Raw genomic sequence first — 15143 nt, 5'->3', positions numbered from 1 at the left:
CGACCACCGACAAAACCGGGGACCTACTCCTTGGCGTGCGCCGGCGCCGCGACCGGCAGGTCGACCGTGACCGGTCCGGCGTTCTGGAAGACGAAGGTGACCTTGATGACCTGACCCGGCCACAGCGGCTGCTTCAGCGCGGGCAGCGTCACGGTGGCCTGGCCGACCTTCTCCGGCGCGGTCGGCGTCGCGGCCGGGCCGGACGACGGGACCTCGGAGGTGGCCGTGGCGGTGAGGTTGTTGCCCGGGCTGTTGGTGGCCGAGCTGCTGCCGGGCGGGGTGGCGCTGGACGTCGGAGCGCTCGACGACGACGGCGCGCCCGAGGTCGTGGACTGCACCTCGTTCGTGGACTCGACGGCGTCGTCCGGGCCGATCACCAGGGAGTGCCCGGCGACGATGGTCTTCGAGCCGGCGATGGTCGCCTGGCCGCCGCCTTCGACGGTCACCGAAACGAGGGAGTCGTCCTGGGCGTCGCGGTTCACGATCGTCAGGGTCAGCGCCGGGGTCGCGCCGGCCGCGTAGCCCGGGCCCGACGTCGGGTACTGGACCGCGGCGTTGCGCAGGTCGATGTTCTTGACCTGGGCGTGCGTCCCGTTGACCGCGGCCTGCTGCGTCGAGGTCTGGGTGATCTGGCCGGCCCCGCACCCGGCGAGCACGAGCGCGGCACCGAGCGCCAGCACGCCCGCGCCGAGCACGCGACGATTCTGCAGCCTCACGTCGCAGTCCTTCCCTTTTCACGGCCTCGTCGCCCCGAAGACTAGCCGGGGTCGATCTCCGCCGCGGAACGGGTGTGCGTTGCCGGCGAGCGGCGACCAAGATCAACCGTCCACAAAGGAATTCCCGGCCCGTGACGAAACGCTTCCCCGCTACCTGCGTGAGCACGGGGGTCCGACGTTTGTCAACCCCCGCCCAAGCCGCTGACCTGCGAGGACGAGTCCGCCCGCTAGGTGGGCACTGGCGGCCCGTGCTAGGATGGAGTCAGCGAAAGGGGCAGAGGACACATGGTTTTCAAGGTCGGAGAGACCGTCGTCTACCCGCACCACGGTGCCGCACTCATCGAAGCCATCGAGACCCGCGTGATCAAGGGCGAGGAAAAGAAGTACCTCGTCCTCAAGGTCGCGCAAGGGGATCTCACGGTTCGCGTGCCCGCAGACAACGCCGAAATCGTCGGCGTCCGCGATGTCGTCGGGCAAGAAGGACTGGACAAGGTCTTCGACGTTCTGCGTGCTCCGCACACCGAAGAGCCCACGAACTGGTCTCGTCGGTACAAGGCCAACCTCGAGAAGCTCGCCTCCGGCGATGTGAACAAGGTGGCCGAAGTGGTGCGCGACCTCTGGCGGCGAGAGAAGGACCGCGGACTTTCAGCCGGCGAGAAGCGCATGCTGGCGAAGGCGCGGCAAATTCTGGTCAGCGAGCTCGCGCTCGCGGAGGGCACCGACGAGGACAAGGCTGAGGTCCTCCTCGACGAAGTTCTGGAAACCGCGACGGTCTGAGCCCGGGGCCTTCCCACTCGACGGGCGGGTGGGTGCCTCTACGATCGCGTACCGATGAACGTCGTCGCGATCGTGACCGTCGCACATCATGCCTCCGACGGAGAGTCCGCTCTCACGCCGGTCCATGGTGAGGCGCTACTCACGCACACCGTGCGGGGGCTGCTCGGCGTACCGGAGATCGATCTGGTGCTCGTGGCGGCCCCCCAGCGGTGTGCGTCGTTGTTTTCCGAGGCGGTCGGTGGCCTCGGGTGCCGGGTCGTCCCCGGCTCGCTCCGGCAGGCCTTCGCCGTCGTCGAGCCCGAACTTCCCCGCGACTCAGTTGTACTCCTCCACGACGCGCTGCGGGCTTTCATTCCTGCGCAAACAGTGCGTGACGTCATCAACGCCGTCCGTGACGGCGCTCCGGTGGTGGTCCCGGTGCTGCCGATGGCCGACACGGTCAAGGTGACCGACGCGGCGTCGCTCATCGTCGGCACGGAGGACCGGACGCGGCTGCGTACCCTCCAGACGCCCGTGGGCTACGCGATCGAGGCCTTCCGGCCGGACCTCGCCCCCGCCGGCGCGGCCACGGTCGACGGCCACCCGGACGCGATGCGCGTCACCAGCGAGTTCGAACTGTCCCTGGCCGAGGCGATCGCGGCGGCACCGAAGAACGAGGAGACGCTGTGAGGGTCGGCAACGGGGTGGACGTCCACCCGATCGAACCGGGCCGCGAGTGCTGGATGGCGGGCCTCCTCTGGCCGGACGCGGACGGCTGCGCGGGCCACTCGGACGGCGACGTCGCCGCCCACGCCCTGTGCGACGCCCTGCTCTCGGCCGCGGGCCTCGGCGACCTGGGCGCGGTGTTCGGCACCGGCGACCCCCGGATGGACGGCGCGCACGGCACGGACATGCTGGTGGAGGTCCGCGGCCTGCTCGAGGCGGCGGGCTGGCGGGTGGGGAACGCCACGGTCCAGGTCGTGGGCAACTCACCGCGCATCGGGAAGCGGCGCGAAGAGGCCCAGAAGGTGCTTTCGGAGGCGGTGGGCGGCCCGGTGAGCGTCTCCGGGACGACGTCGGACGGCCTCGGGCTGACCGGGCGCGGCGAGGGCATCGCGGCCTTCGCGACGGCGCTGCTGCTCGCGGCGGAATAGGCCCCCGCCCACGCCGGTTCGGCGTGATATGTCCCTCACTCTCTCGGACGACGTCCGCGCGCTGATCGACGGGAAGAACTTCGCCACGGTCGCCACCCTCGACCCCGACGGCGGCCCGCAGACCTCCGTCGTCTGGGTCGGCCTCGACGACGGCGATCTCGTCTTCAGCGCGACCGAGGACCGCCGGAAGGTCCGCAACCTGCGGCGCGACCCCCGCATCAGCGTCTCGATCACCGACGCGGAGAACCCCTACCGGCACACGCAGCTGCGCGGCACGGTGACGATCACCCCGGATCCGGGCAGGGAGCTCCCCAAGACGCTCAGCCACAAATACCTCGCCCAGGACCCGCCGCCCGAGGGCGCGGACGTCCAGCGGGTGGTCGTGCGCCTGAAAATCGACAAGATCGCCGGCAACGTGAAATAGGGTCTGCGACCATGGGTGTGACTTTCAACGAGGCCACGAAGGCCCTCTTCGACGGCAAGAACTTCCCGGTGGTCGCCACCATCAACGCCGACGGCTCGGTGCAGACCTCCGTCGTCTGGGCCAAGCGGGACGGCGACGACGTCCTCTTCGCCACCGTCCGCGGGCGGCTCAAGGAGCGGAACCTGCGGCGCGACCCGCGGGTCTCGCTGTCCGTCTTCGACCTCGAGGACCCGCTCAAGTACGTCGAGGTCCGCGGCCGCGCCGAGATCACCGAGGAAGGCGGCCGGGAGCTGATCAACGAGCTCTCGCACAAGTACGACGGCAAGGACTTCCGCACCGAGCCGCCGGAGGTCGTCCGCGTGGTCGTGCGGGTCGTCCCGGACAAGGTCACCGGCTACGCCGCGTGACGTGACGCCGGTCGCGGGCGCCACGAGAGCGCCCGCGACCTCGCTAGGCTGGGATTCATGACGATCAGGGCGGTGTTGTTCGACTTCTCCGGCACGCTGTTCCGCCTCGAGCAGGACGAGTCCTGGCTCAGCGAACTGACCGGCCACGACGGCGATCCGCTCGACGTCGAGGCCCAAGCCGAGCTGATGCGCCGGATGACCGCACCGGTCGGGCAGGTCGTCGACCTGGACGCCGAGCACCTGCACGCCTGGCACCACCGCGACCGCGACCCGCAGCTGCACCGGAAGGTGTACCTCGAGGTGCTCAAGAAGTCCGGCGTTCCGCACGCCGACCAGGCGAAGGCGCTGTACGACCGGCTCATCGACCCCAGCCAGTGGACGCCGTACCCGGACACCGAAGCCGCGCTGAAGGCCGCCGCCGAACGCGGGCTGAAGGTCGGCGTGCTGAGCAACATCGCCTTCGACATCCGGCCCGCCTTCGCCGCCCGCGGGTGGGACGCCTACGTCACCGAGTTCGTGCTGTCCTTCGAGGTCGGCGCGGTCAAGCCGGAGCTGGAGATCTTCCGCAAGGCCGTCGAGGCCCTCGGCGTCCCGGCCACTGAGACGCTGATGGTCGGCGACAGCGAGGAGGCCGACGGCGGCGCCCGCGCCCTGGGCTGCGAGTTCGCGCTGGTCGACCCGCTGCCGACGGCCGAACGGCCGGATGCCCTGCTCACGGCGTTGCGCGGCTTCGGCGTGGCTTGAGGGCCAGAGACATCGCTCACGCCCGACCCCGTACCCTTCGAGGGTGACCCTTCACCTTTTCGACACGGCGACCCGGAGCGTGCGGGAGTTCCACCCCGTCCGTAGCGGAACGGCGTCGATCTACGTGTGTGGGGCCACCGTGCAGGGCGTTCCGCACATCGGGCACGTCCGCGGCGTCCTGAACTACGACGTCCTGCGCCGCTGGCTCGTCCACAGTGGACTGGACGTGCTGCTGGTCCGCAACGTCACGGACATCGACGACAAGATCCTGACCAAGGCCGCCGAGAACGAGCGGCCGTGGTGGGAGTGGGGCGCGACGCACGAGCGCGCCTTCGAAACCGCGTACGACCAGCTGGGCTGCCTGCCGCCGTCGATCAACCCGCGCGCGACCGGGCACGTCACCCAGATGGTCGAGCTGATGGAACGCCTCATCGAAAGCGGCCACGGCTACGTCGCGGACGGCGACGTCTACTTCTCGGTGAAGTCGTTCGACGACTACGGCAAGCTCTCCGGCCAGGTGCTGGAGGACGTCCAGCAGGGCGAGACGCCGACCCGCGGCAAGCGCGACCCGCGCGACTTCACCATGTGGAAGAGCGCCAAGCCGGGCGAGCCGTCGTGGCCGACGCCCTGGGGCCAGGGCCGGCCGGGCTGGCACCTGGAGTGCTCGGCGATGGCGACGGCGTACCTCGGCGCGGAGTTCGACATCCACGGCGGCGGCATCGACCTGGTCTTCCCGCACCACGAGAACGAGCGCGCCCAGTCCAACGCGGCGGGCGACCCGTTCGCGCGGTTCTGGCTGCACAACGCGTGGGTGACCATGTCGGGCGAGAAGATGTCGAAGTCGCTCGGCAACACCGTGTCGATCCCCGCGATGCTGGAGCGCTACCGGGCCCCCGAGCTGCGGTACTACCTCGTCCAGCCGCACTACCGGTCGACCGTCGAGTACTCCGACGCCGCGGTCTCCGAGGCCGCGCAGGGCTACCGGCGGATCGAGACGTTCCTGCGCCGCGCCGCCCAGTCGGGCGAGGTGACGATCGGCACGATCCCCGAGGCGTTCGCGAACGCGCTCGACGACGACCTCGCCACCCCGCAGGCGTTCGCCGTGGTCCACACCACGGTGCGGGACGGTAACGCCGCCCTCGACGCGGGCGACACCACCAAGGCACTCGAATTCGCCGCGGCCGTCCGCGCGATGACCGACGTGCTCGGCCTCGACCCGCTGTCCGCGCGCTGGTCCGAGGCGGGCGGTTCCGAAACGCCCACCAAAGAAGCGCTGTCCCGGATCGTCGAGGGGCTGCTGGCCGAGCGCCAGCAGGCCCGGGCCGAGAAGGACTTCGCCCGCGCGGACGCCGCCCGTGACCGCCTCCAGCAGGCGGGCATCGTGGTGGAGGACACCCCTAACGGTCCTCAGTGGACTGTGAAGTCCGACTGATCTCGTTACCAAGCAAGGAACTTTCACCATGGCAGGCAATTCGCGGCGCCAGGGCGCGATCCGCAAGGCGGGCACCAAGAAGGGTGCCGTCGTCGGCTCGGGCGGTCAGCGCCGCAAGGCCCTCGAAGGCAAGGGCCCGACCCCGAAGGCGGAGGACCGCCCCGGGCACAAGGCCTACCGCCAGGCGAACGCCCAGACCAAGCGCGACCAGGCCCGGCAGAAGAAGGCCGACAAGCCGGAGCTGATCGCCGGGCGCAACCCGGTGGTCGAGGCGCTGCGCGCCGGCGTCCCGGCGACGGCGCTGTACGTCGCGCTGAACATCGAGATCGACGACCGCGTCAACGACGCCGTCCGGCTGGCCGGCGACAAGGGCATCTCGATCCTGGAGATCCCGCGCGAAGAGCTGGACCGCAAGACCAACCGGGCCGTGCACCAGGGCCTCGGCCTGCAGGTCCCGCCGTTCGAGTACGCCCACCCGGACGACCTGATGGCGGTGGCGCGCAACTCGGGCGAGGTCCCGCTGTTCGTCGCGCTCGACGGCGTCACCGACCCCCGCAACCTGGGCGCGGTGATCCGGTCGGCGGCCGCGTTCGGCGCGCACGGCGTGCTGCTGCCCGAACGGCGGAGCGCGGGCATGACGGCGGTGGCGTGGCGCACGAGCGCGGGCACGGCCGCGAAGCTGCCGATCGCGGTGGCGACGAACCTGACGCGTCAGCTCAAGGCGTGGGCGAACGACGGCCTGATGCTGGTCGGCCTGGACGCCGACGGTTCGGTGGACATCGACGAGCTCGAGCTGGCGGCCGACCCGCTGGTCATCGTGCTGGGCTCGGAGGGCCGCGGCCTGTCCCGCCTGGTGCGCGAAACGTGTGACGCCACGGTGTCCATCCCGATGGCGGCGGGCGTCGAGTCGTTGAACGCCTCGGTGGCGGCGGGGGTGCTGCTCGCGGAGGTGGCGCGGCGCCGCCGTGCCGCCGGGCGGGTCTGACACCGCCACCCATTCGGGTTAGAGTCGCCGCGGATAAACCGAGGGGACCCGATGTCGTTCGTTTCGCCGCTCTTCCTGTGGTACTTCATGCCGGCGGTGCTCGTCGCCGTGCTGGTGTGCCCGCGGAGCTGGCGAAACGGCATCATCGCGGTGGCGAGCCTGCTGTTCTACACGATCGGCGCCGGCGCGTTCGTGTTCCTGCTGCTCGGCTGCATGGTCGTCAACTTCCTGGCCGGCCCGCTGCTGGCCCCGAGCCCCTGGGACGTCCACGGCCTCCGCCGGCGCAGGATCCTCATCGCGGTGGTGTCGCTCGACGTCGCGGTGCTGCTGATCTGGAAGTACGCGGGTTTCGCGACGCAGCAGATCGCGGCGGTGGCGCACTGGTTCGGCGGCAGCGTGCCGGTGGCGAGCCTGGTGGTGCCGATCGGCATCTCGTTCTACACCTTCCACCACATCTCGTACGTGGTGGACATCTACCGCGGAGAGCGCCAGGCCCTGCGCAACCCGGTGTCGTTCGCGGCGTACATCGCGATGTTCCCGCAGCTGGTGGCGGGCCCGATCGTGCGGTACCGCGAGATCGCCGACCAGCTCCCCCAGCTCCGGTCCCACCGCCTGGACGACATCGCGGCGGGCTTTCCCCGGTTCGCGCTCGGCCTGTGCAAGAAGACGATCATCGCGGATTCGCTGGGCCCCCTGGTCGACGCGTGTTTCAAGGTCCCGCCGGACCAGATGACGTTCTCGACGGCCTGGCTGGGCGCGATTGGCTACACCCTCCAGCTGTTCTTCGACTTCTCGGGTTATTCCGACATGGCCATCGGCCTGGGCCGCATGCTGGGCTTCCGGCTGCCGGAGAACTTCGCCAGACCGTATTCCTCGGTGACGATCACGGAGTTCTGGCGCCGCTGGCACATGAGCTTGAGCCGCTGGTTCCGCGACTACGTCTACATCCCCCTCGGCGGCAACCGCCAAGGCGCGGCCAAGACGTACCGCAACTTGTGCATCGTGTTCGTGTTGACCGGCTTCTGGCACGGAGCCCAGTGGACGTTCCTGGTGTGGGGCTGCTACCACGGGGCGCTCCTGGTGATCGAGCGCCGCTTCGGCCTGGACCTGGACCCGTCGACCCCGTGGAAGCGGTACCTGCGCAGGGCGCTGACCATGCTCCTGGTGGTGATCGGCTGGGTGTTCTTCAGGTCGTCGGACCTGGGCCACGCGCTCTCGATGATCGGCCACATGCTGCTCCCCGACTTCGACGGCTTGGGAGCGGGCGTGGAGCAGGCGTTCACGAACCAGCGCCTGGTTCTGCTGCTGGCGGCCCTGGCGGTGTTCGCGTTGCCGGCCCACCCGGTGACGGGCCCGCTGGTGGAGTCGTCCAGGAGCCGTCCGGCGACGGCCTTGCGCATCGGAGTGATGACGGTGGGCCTGCTGTACGCGGCCATCCTGATCGCCACGGGAACATTCAGCCCATTCCTGTACTACCAGTTCTGAGACGCAAGCCGCCCGACGCTCGGAGGACGTTGTGCCATGGCATCCGCCGCCGGGAGACGCGGACCCGGACCACCGTTTCGACCCCTACCGCGAACGGGCGGGCCGCCTCTTCACCGACGGCGGCGAAGCCGGTTTCGTGTTCGTACGCCTGACCTCAGCGGCCGCCCAGCTCGGCGGTGCCCTGTGGTGGCGCCGGTGGTCGGTCCCGTTCGAGATGGTCCAGGAGTACTACTCACTGACCGACGGCCGGTTCACGGACACGGTGACCAACGCCGACGACCTCGCGGACGAACTGCTCGACTGGAGCGCAGGCCGGCTGGGCGTCGGCGACGAGGAATACCGGGTCGAATGGCTCGGCGACGAGGAGTCGAAGCTCGTCCGCGACGAGGTCTTCGGCCTCGAACCATGACCAGCACAACGAGGAGCGCCCGATGACCGACCTCTCCACCGCCCCGGGCGTGATCCCGTACGTGGACCACCACGAAGGCCCCCGCCGTCTCCTGACCATCGAAATCCCCCACCTCGGCCACACCGTCCGCGCCTACGCCCCGATCGCCGGCATCGATGGCCGCCGGTACGTCGTCTCGTGGGGGGCCGTCTCCTTCGAAATCCCCGCCGACCGGAACGTGCACGTCAGCGTCCACCTGCACACCAACAGCGGGCACGACCACACGATCACGCCGTTCGCCTCGGCCGTACTGTCGCCGCATCCCGCGCCGTTGCGGCTGGTCGCCCAGTTCGTGCCGAGCCACGGCCCCCAAGGGGCGCTCATCCCCGTCGGCTGACGTCAGTGTGCCCAACCAGCTCACCCGAACGGCCCAACCATGACACCCTGACCCGGTGCTGACCACGCGGTACCTCTTCCTCACCCGCCACGCGGAGGCGGACCGGAGCGGAAGACTCACCGAAGCCGGCCGGCGCCAAGCCGTTCTCCTCGGAAGACGCCTCCGGGACGTCCCCGTGACGGTCATCCACCACGGTCCCCTTCCCCGGGCCACCCAGACCGCGCACCTCATCGCCGACCAGCTCCCGGGCGTCCCCGTCCACGTCGACGAAGCGGCCGGCGACTTCGTCCCCTACACACCGAAGCGCGAAGAACTCCCGGAAACCTCCGGCGACCTCCTCCTGGCCTTCGCCCGCCAGTTCCCACCCGCCGACGAAGAACTCGCCGCCGAAGCCGAACGGCGGTTCAGCGGGCCGGTTCCGGGTCACGAGCCGCGGTACGAAGTCCTCGTCACGCACAACTTCCTCGTTGGCTGGCTCGTCCGCGCCTCCCAGGACGCCCCGCCGTGGCGGTGGCTCACCTTCACCCACGCCAACGCCGGCCTGACGGTGATCCAGTACTCCCCGGGCCGCCCCGCGGCTCTCCTGACCTACAACGACCTCAGTCACCTCCCCGCCGAACTGCGCTGGACCGGCTTCCCACCCGATTTCTACGTTCCGTAATCGCCCAACACAAGAAGTGACCGCCCCGGAAACCGCCCTCGCCCGAATGGCCGCACCTGTCAGGATGCGTGGATGAATCCCGCGCCGACGCCCACGTCCGATCGGCTGAGCGACTACCTCGCCGCCGACGCCGTCATCGATCACGGGCACCGGTCGATCCGCGCGCTGGCCGACGCGCTGCGCCCCGTCGGCGACGATCCCGTCGAAGCCGCGAAAACCGCCTTCCTGTTCGTGCGGGACGAGGTCGAACACGTCATCGACGCCGCCGACCCGCGCGTCACCTGGCGGGCGTCGGACGTGCTGCGCGAACGCGTCGGGATCTGCCACGCCAAAGCCCACCTGCTCGCTGCTTTGCTGCGGGCACAAGGGATTCCGGCCGGGTTCTGCTACCAGGAACTCTCCGCGCTGCACGGGCTGAATGCCGTGTACCTGCACGGCCGGTGGTCGAGACTCGACGCCCGCGGCAACCGCACGGGTGCCGGCGGCGAGTTTTCGCTCGACGTGGAAAAACTGGCCTGGCCGGTCGAGCCCGAGCGCGGCGAGCGCGACCACCCGGAGATCCACCCGGCGCCCGCGCCGGTCGTGGTGGATTTCCTGATGACGGCCGAACCGGGCCCCGGCTGGTACGAAAAGGGCCTGCCGCGCACGCTTTGATCATGGTTTTCCGGCATTTTCGGAAAACCGGCCGACCTGGTAAATTATTGCCGAGAGTGACGTCTGTCCGTCAGCCCTGTCCCCCGAACTTCTTATTTCGCACACCCTCCGAGGCGCGTAAAGTGACTCCCCGCGCTCGAACAGACACTTTACGCATACGTCCGTTCGGGTGGCTCGAGGGAGGTGAAGCACGTGGCCGCGGCTGGCGGACGCCTCCGCCGTACCCCACTGCAAGAGATCTTCTGGACCAGGACGAGCCTGCTCCTCACGGTGCTCGTCGTGGTCGCCGGCCTGAGCCTGTGGATCGCCGGCCTGATGGACCCCGGCACCGGGAAGAACCTGGTGACGTCGCTGGGCACCGGCACCCTGATCTCCGCGATCGTCGGGTTCGGCCAGACCCTGATCACCGCCAGCGCCTCGCAGAAGGCGCTCGTGACGCCGGTGATCGAGGAAAGCCGGCGCGCGCTGGAGGACCTGAGCGCCGAATACCGCGCGCTGAACAAGGAGTTCTTCCCCACCGACGTGTTCGAGGCGACGACCGATCCCGACCCCGCGTTCAACCGCGCGCTGATGGCCGACCTCGACGCGACCCGGCAGTACTTCTTCCGCGGGTTCTCCGGTCGGCACGCGGCCGCGCGCCTGCTGCTTTCCCGCACCGAACGGGAACTGCGGGCCGTCATCGCCGATCCGCGCGACGCGAACTCGATCAGCGGGCGCGCCCGGTACCTGCTGCGCCGTGAGGCGGCCGACGTCGACTACGAACGGATCCAGACCCGGCTCGACGAAGAAATCAAGATAGGGCTCGTCGGCCTCTTCCTGGCGCGCAGCCGGTGCGCGTCGGTCGACATCACCGTGGTCGCCGACCCGCCGCTGGACCGGCTGGAAATGTTCGACGACAGCGTGTGGGTGTCGCTCTACAGCGACGTCCGCGGCGCCACGAAGCTGTACCCGCGGTCCCTGCGATTCACCGAAGGTTCCTTCCTCTACAACATGGAACGCGCCGAATTCGTGCGCGTCTCGCAGTCCCGGACCGGCCGCCACTTCCGCATCACGTCCGCGACGACGCGGACGGATTTCCTGGCGCTGTTCGAGAAGATCACCGGATCCCCGTTGTCCGAGGAGCAGTTCCGCGAGCTGGAGGGCAAGTTCCACGCCTTCCGCGCGGAGTTCTCCGCAGTCGCCGAGCTAGGGAGCTGACCTTGCTCACCCGCCTGTCCCCCCTTTCCGAACTGGCCACCCGCCTGCGCACGGCCAGGTTCCCGCTCGCCTCGGAGTGGCGCGTGGTCGACGGCTGGTTCCGGCCGTGGGCCGCCCAGCCCGGGCTGCGGGACGAGCTGCGCACGCAGCTGCGCGCGCTGTCCGCCCCGCAGGCCACGAAGATCCTGCGCTCGTCGCGGGAAACGACCACCCACTTCGCCTGGTGCCTGCTCGATTCGCCGTCCGACCCGTTTTCCTTCTGGCTGCACGAATACAAGGCGCAGGAGGACTGGCGGGAGGGGTACGCGGATTCCGTGCACAACCACCGGTACCACTTCTGCACCACGCTCCTCCGTGGTGACTACCTGCACGAAAGGTACGAGACGACGATCGACGCCGGCACCGGGCTGATCGCGTCCGCGCGGTTGCGCCGCCGGACGCGGTGCGCGGCCGGCGCGTGCGCCACCATGCTGGCCGACGAATTCCACCGGATCCCCGAAGCGGCTGCCGGAACGATGACTTTCCTCGTGAAATCACGGCCGGTGAGCAGTTTCAGCTTGTCTTTCGACCCGAGCAGCGGAATCGGTCATCGTCACGTTCCGGTAGAGGTCCGATTGGGGGAATTGGCCGACCGCATCTAGCTACACACCGGCGTCAGCGGCGCTTACCATTACTCCACCCGTCTGAACACCACGGCCGGGATGGGAGAGGTGTATGCGCACGCAGGAAAGCACGATCGACCACATGATCGTCGGTGCCGTCGAAAAACGGGTTCACCGGCTCTGCCGCCAGTACGCGGACCGCCTGCCGTTCCACGGCTGGCACCACGTGAACTTCGTCCGCGCGAAGGCGGCCGGGTTCGCCCGGCACAACGGCGCCGACGTCGCGGTGGTGGAAGTGGCCGCGCTGGTGCACGACGTCAACTACCTGGTGCTCCGGAACTCGCCGGCCGCGGCGGGCCGGAGCCTGCGGCGGGAAATCCTCGCCGAATGCGGCGTCCCCGCGCGGATCGCGGGGTGGATCGACGAGATCGTCGACGAAGCGGAAATGGCCACCCGCGGCCGCGACATTTCCCTGGAAGCGCAGGCGCTGAGCGACGCGGACACGTTGTTCAAGGCGCTGCCGGTGACGCCGGTGGTGCTGGCGCACCGGTACCTGCGCGAGAACGGGCTGAGCCTGCGCGAGCTGGCGCACAAGATCGTCGGCGAGCAGTGCGACGTCCACGACGAGGGGTACTACTTCTACAACCCGGAGGCGGCGGCCACATATTCGCGCTGGGCGACGGCGAACCTGCAGCTGTGGCAGTGCATCAAGGAGGCGGTCGACGACCCGACGGTGGCCGAGCTGCTGGACGCGGTGCACGCGGTCGACGCGCTGGCGTCCTAACCCTGCCCGTAGCCCCGCAGCCGCTCGACGACGTTGGCGACTTCGGGCGGCGGCAGCAGGCTGGGCCGGCCGGCGCTCTGGGCGAGCAGCCACACGCGGCAGGCCCATTCCAGTTGCTGGGCGCGGTGGTAGGCGGCCTCGAGGCCGTCTCCGTAGGTGAGCGTGCCGTGGTTGGCCATCAGGCAGCCACGGCGGCCTTCGAGCGCCTCCAGCACGGCGGCAGCGAGCTCGGGCGTGCCATAGGTGGCGTAGCGGGCGACGCGCACCGAGGGACCGACGGTGGCGATGATGTAGTGGATGGGAGGAACTTCGCGAACGAGCGTGGAGACGGCGGTGGCGTGCGGCGAGTGCGTGTGCACGACGGCGGTCACGGGCTCCCCGTCCGGGTCACGAACGTCCCAGTACACGGACAGGTGCATCGGAAGTTCACTCGTCGGCTTGAGCGAACCATCGACAACCTGCCCACCGAGATCGACGACGGCGATGTCACCGGGGGTGAGGCTCGAGTAGGCCACCCCGGTGGGCGTGACGGCGACGAGGTCCGCGGCCCGCAGCGAGACGTTCCCGGAGGTGCCGACGACCAGGCCGTCACCGACCATCCGGCGCGCATAGGCGCACACGGCGGCCCGCTCGGTCTCGAGGATCATGCGCAGGCCCGTCCTGTCTCGTGGCTGATCGGCAACTGCAGATTGCCAGTCGGCGCCGAGTGTCGGCCACCTCCCCGGACGGGGGATTTATGCGCTTTGGAGCAGGAGCCCGGGGCGCTGTGAACCGGGCTGCCGGTGTCTGGGGGTGCGGCAGCGGGTTGGAACGTCGTGAATGACTCATTCCTGACATCAGACGCAATGAATGAGTCATTCACGACATTACCGGCACCCTGCCGACCGGACCTGCACCCCACCCAGACCTCCCCACCGCCCCGATCCGAAGCCACAACACGGCCGGCAGTGCCGGGTCAAGGCACGCTTTCCCGCCTTGACGCGGTACTGCCGGCCGTAGTCACAATTCCGGCTTCGGGGTGGTGGGCACGCGATCTGCCAGTCAGCCAGAGCGCCCCGGCTTTGCCGGGCCCCGGCCCTAACCAGACGGCCCCCACCCTCCCCGGGGGGCGTCCCAAGTCCAGTCTACCGCCCCTGGCCTGCAGAAACGGGTCCCCAGCAAATCTGTGGACAACCCAACCCGATGTGGATAACTAAGCCTTCGCCGAAGCAGCGGACGGAGCCGAGGCCTTCGCCGCAGGAGCAGAAGCCGGAGCCGGAGTCGGCTTCCGATCCCCCTTCGCCGGGGCACCCCCACCAGGCGCGTCCTCCGAAGGCGCCAGCAACCTCATGGCTTCCTTCACCGCCACATCCGTCGCCGCGATCCGCTCCGCGATCTTCGCGCGCAGGTCCAGTGCCAGCTTCCGGTTCTCGTCCGCCGCGGCCTGCGACTTCTGCGCCGAAGCCAGCGCCGCCTCCGTCTCCTGCTTCTTCCGCGCGAACTCCTCCTCGAAGGCCTTCTTCCGCGCCGCCAGCTCCTCCGCCGCGACGCGGTCCGCCTCCTCGCGCAGCGAAGCCGCCGCCGCCTCGGCGGCCGCGTCCGCTTCCTTGCGGGCTCGCTCGGCCGCCGCGGCCTGCTCGACCCTCTTCGCCCCGGCCGCCGCGTTCAGCTTCTCGATCTCGGCTTTCGCCTCCGACAGCAGGCGGGCGCGCTCCTCCTCCGCGTCCTTCGCCAGCTTGTCGGCCGTGCGGCGGGTCTCGTGCGCGTACTTGTCCGCCTGGTCGCGGGTGGAGGCCGCATCCGCCTCGGCCGCCGCGCGGAGGTCCGCGATCTCCTCTTCGGCGAGCTGCATCATCATCCGGACGCGCTCGGCCATCGCGCCCGCGCCGGACGGGCTCGAACTCATCCTGGCCAGGGCGGCCTTCGTCTCGGCCAGCTCCTTCTGCGCGTAGGCGAGCGCCTTCGTCAGATCAGCGGACGTCGCGACGGCGTCGTCGCGGTTGCGGGACGTCTCGCGAAGCTCCTTGGTCAGCTCGGCGAGACGCTCGTCGACCTGGCGCTGGTTGTAGCCGCGGACACCCACGGCGAACTGGGCGGTCTTCGGGGCGGACTGGGGCTTCTCAGGCGCGACCATCGGGCCACCTTAATGAGCAAGGGTCCTTCGATGCGTACCGCCAAACGGATGCATCACGGATATGGGAACCCCCGGTGACGCATGGCGTTCCGGGGCCCGACCGCGGAGGCCATTGTGGACATACTCGCCGACCTCGGCGCGCGCTGGCACGTCGGATCCCGGTCTTCGGTTTCGTCACGGGCTTCGTCACGGACTGGCTCGCCCTCGAGATGATCTTCTACCCGCGCATCGGTGGGCTGGTGGG

The 15143-nt window shown here is 69.6% G+C and carries 19 protein-coding genes; 16 read left to right on the top strand and 3 right to left on the bottom strand.

All coding sequences use genetic code 11. The features are described from left to right. Window positions 1–23: 23 nt before the first annotated feature. On the bottom strand, window positions 24–716 hold the full coding sequence (locus IE317_RS34350) for a hypothetical protein (protein WP_191315538.1): 693 nt from the start codon (window positions 714–716) through the stop codon (window positions 24–26). Between the two features lie 285 nt (window positions 717–1001). Here IE317_RS34350 and IE317_RS34345 point away from each other — a divergent pair, with 285 nt between their 5' ends. The 16 genes from IE317_RS34345 to IE317_RS34270 all read left to right on the top strand — a co-directional run bounded on the left by IE317_RS34345 (window position 1002) and on the right by IE317_RS34270 (window position 12786). Further along, a complete protein-coding gene (locus tag IE317_RS34345; RefSeq protein WP_004559016.1) occupies window positions 1002–1493 on the top strand; it encodes a CarD family transcriptional regulator in 492 nt (163 codons plus the stop codon). A 54-nt stretch (window positions 1494–1547) separates the two neighbouring features. After that, window positions 1548–2162, top strand: coding sequence for an IspD/TarI family cytidylyltransferase (locus tag IE317_RS34340; RefSeq protein ID WP_191315537.1), 615 nt, complete (start codon window positions 1548–1550; stop codon window positions 2160–2162). After that, on the top strand, window positions 2159–2626 hold the full coding sequence (gene ispF, locus IE317_RS34335) for a 2-C-methyl-D-erythritol 2,4-cyclodiphosphate synthase (RefSeq protein ID WP_191315536.1): 468 nt from the start codon (window positions 2159–2161) through the stop codon (window positions 2624–2626). The genes IE317_RS34340 and ispF overlap by 4 nt, the downstream gene beginning before the upstream one ends. Window positions 2627–2654: 28 nt before the next feature. Continuing rightward, window positions 2655–3050 carry a PPOX class F420-dependent oxidoreductase gene (locus IE317_RS34330; protein ID WP_191315535.1) on the top strand — a complete coding sequence of 132 codons (396 nt, stop codon included), beginning with the start codon at window positions 2655–2657 and terminating at the stop codon, window positions 3048–3050. An 11-nt stretch (window positions 3051–3061) separates the two neighbouring features. Continuing rightward, entirely contained in the window at window positions 3062–3457 is a 396-nt protein-coding gene (locus tag IE317_RS34325) for a PPOX class F420-dependent oxidoreductase (protein WP_191315534.1), read from the top strand. A 57-nt stretch (window positions 3458–3514) separates the two neighbouring features. Then, on the top strand, window positions 3515–4201 hold the full coding sequence (locus IE317_RS34320; RefSeq protein ID WP_191315533.1) for an HAD family hydrolase: 687 nt from the start codon (window positions 3515–3517) through the stop codon (window positions 4199–4201). 43 nt (window positions 4202–4244) lie between these two features. Further along, window positions 4245–5633: a cysteine--tRNA ligase gene (cysS, locus tag IE317_RS34315; RefSeq protein ID WP_191315532.1), complete on the top strand. Its 1389-nt coding sequence runs from the start codon at window positions 4245–4247 to the stop codon at window positions 5631–5633. A gap of 28 nt (window positions 5634–5661) precedes the next feature. Beyond that, window positions 5662–6618 (top strand): 23S rRNA (guanosine(2251)-2'-O)-methyltransferase RlmB, encoded by a 957-nt coding sequence (rlmB, locus tag IE317_RS34310; RefSeq protein ID WP_191315531.1) that lies wholly within the window; start codon window positions 5662–5664, stop codon window positions 6616–6618. Between the two features lie 51 nt (window positions 6619–6669). After that, a complete protein-coding gene (locus tag IE317_RS34305; RefSeq protein ID WP_191315530.1) occupies window positions 6670–8103 on the top strand; it encodes an MBOAT family O-acyltransferase in 1434 nt (477 codons plus the stop codon). Between the two features lie 31 nt (window positions 8104–8134). Further along, complete coding sequence (locus tag IE317_RS34300) at window positions 8135–8512, top strand: hypothetical protein (protein ID WP_191315529.1); 378 nt, start codon at window positions 8135–8137, stop codon at window positions 8510–8512. A gap of 22 nt (window positions 8513–8534) precedes the next feature. Continuing rightward, window positions 8535–8888 carry a hypothetical protein gene (locus IE317_RS34295; RefSeq protein WP_191315528.1) on the top strand — a complete coding sequence of 118 codons (354 nt, stop codon included), beginning with the start codon at window positions 8535–8537 and terminating at the stop codon, window positions 8886–8888. Between the two features lie 55 nt (window positions 8889–8943). Then, the gene (locus tag IE317_RS34290; protein ID WP_191315527.1) at window positions 8944–9549 is read left to right on the top strand and encodes a histidine phosphatase family protein; all 606 of its coding nucleotides are present in this window, start codon (window positions 8944–8946) and stop codon (window positions 9547–9549) included. A 72-nt stretch (window positions 9550–9621) separates the two neighbouring features. Then, on the top strand, window positions 9622–10203 hold the full coding sequence (locus IE317_RS34285; protein ID WP_191315526.1) for a transglutaminase-like domain-containing protein: 582 nt from the start codon (window positions 9622–9624) through the stop codon (window positions 10201–10203). A 183-nt stretch (window positions 10204–10386) separates the two neighbouring features. Next, window positions 10387–11400, top strand: a complete 1014-nt coding sequence (locus tag IE317_RS34280; protein WP_191315525.1) for a hypothetical protein — start codon at window positions 10387–10389, stop codon at window positions 11398–11400. Window positions 11401–11402: 2 nt separating this feature from the next. Further along, on the top strand, window positions 11403–12041 hold the full coding sequence (locus tag IE317_RS34275; RefSeq protein WP_191315524.1) for a hypothetical protein: 639 nt from the start codon (window positions 11403–11405) through the stop codon (window positions 12039–12041). A gap of 73 nt (window positions 12042–12114) precedes the next feature. Continuing rightward, window positions 12115–12786, top strand: coding sequence for an HD family phosphohydrolase (locus tag IE317_RS34270; protein ID WP_191315523.1), 672 nt, complete (start codon window positions 12115–12117; stop codon window positions 12784–12786). Here IE317_RS34270 and IE317_RS34265 read toward each other — a convergent pair. Together IE317_RS34265 and IE317_RS34260 are read right to left on the bottom strand one after the other, a co-directional pair. Then, window positions 12783–13433 (bottom strand): class II aldolase/adducin family protein, encoded by a 651-nt coding sequence (locus tag IE317_RS34265; protein ID WP_191315522.1) that lies wholly within the window; start codon window positions 13431–13433, stop codon window positions 12783–12785. The two genes, IE317_RS34270 and IE317_RS34265, sit on opposite strands and share 4 nt — an antisense overlap. Window positions 13434–13978: 545 nt before the next feature. Further along, window positions 13979–14899: a hypothetical protein gene (locus IE317_RS34260; RefSeq protein WP_191315521.1), complete on the bottom strand. Its 921-nt coding sequence runs from the start codon at window positions 14897–14899 to the stop codon at window positions 13979–13981. Window positions 14900–15143: the final 244 nt, after the last annotated feature.

The sequence above is a fragment of the Amycolatopsis bullii genome (assembly GCF_014654205.1).
GTDB lineage: Bacteria > Actinomycetota > Actinomycetes > Mycobacteriales > Pseudonocardiaceae > Amycolatopsis > Amycolatopsis plumensis.
This window is presented reverse-complemented; position numbering and strand designations above follow the sequence as displayed.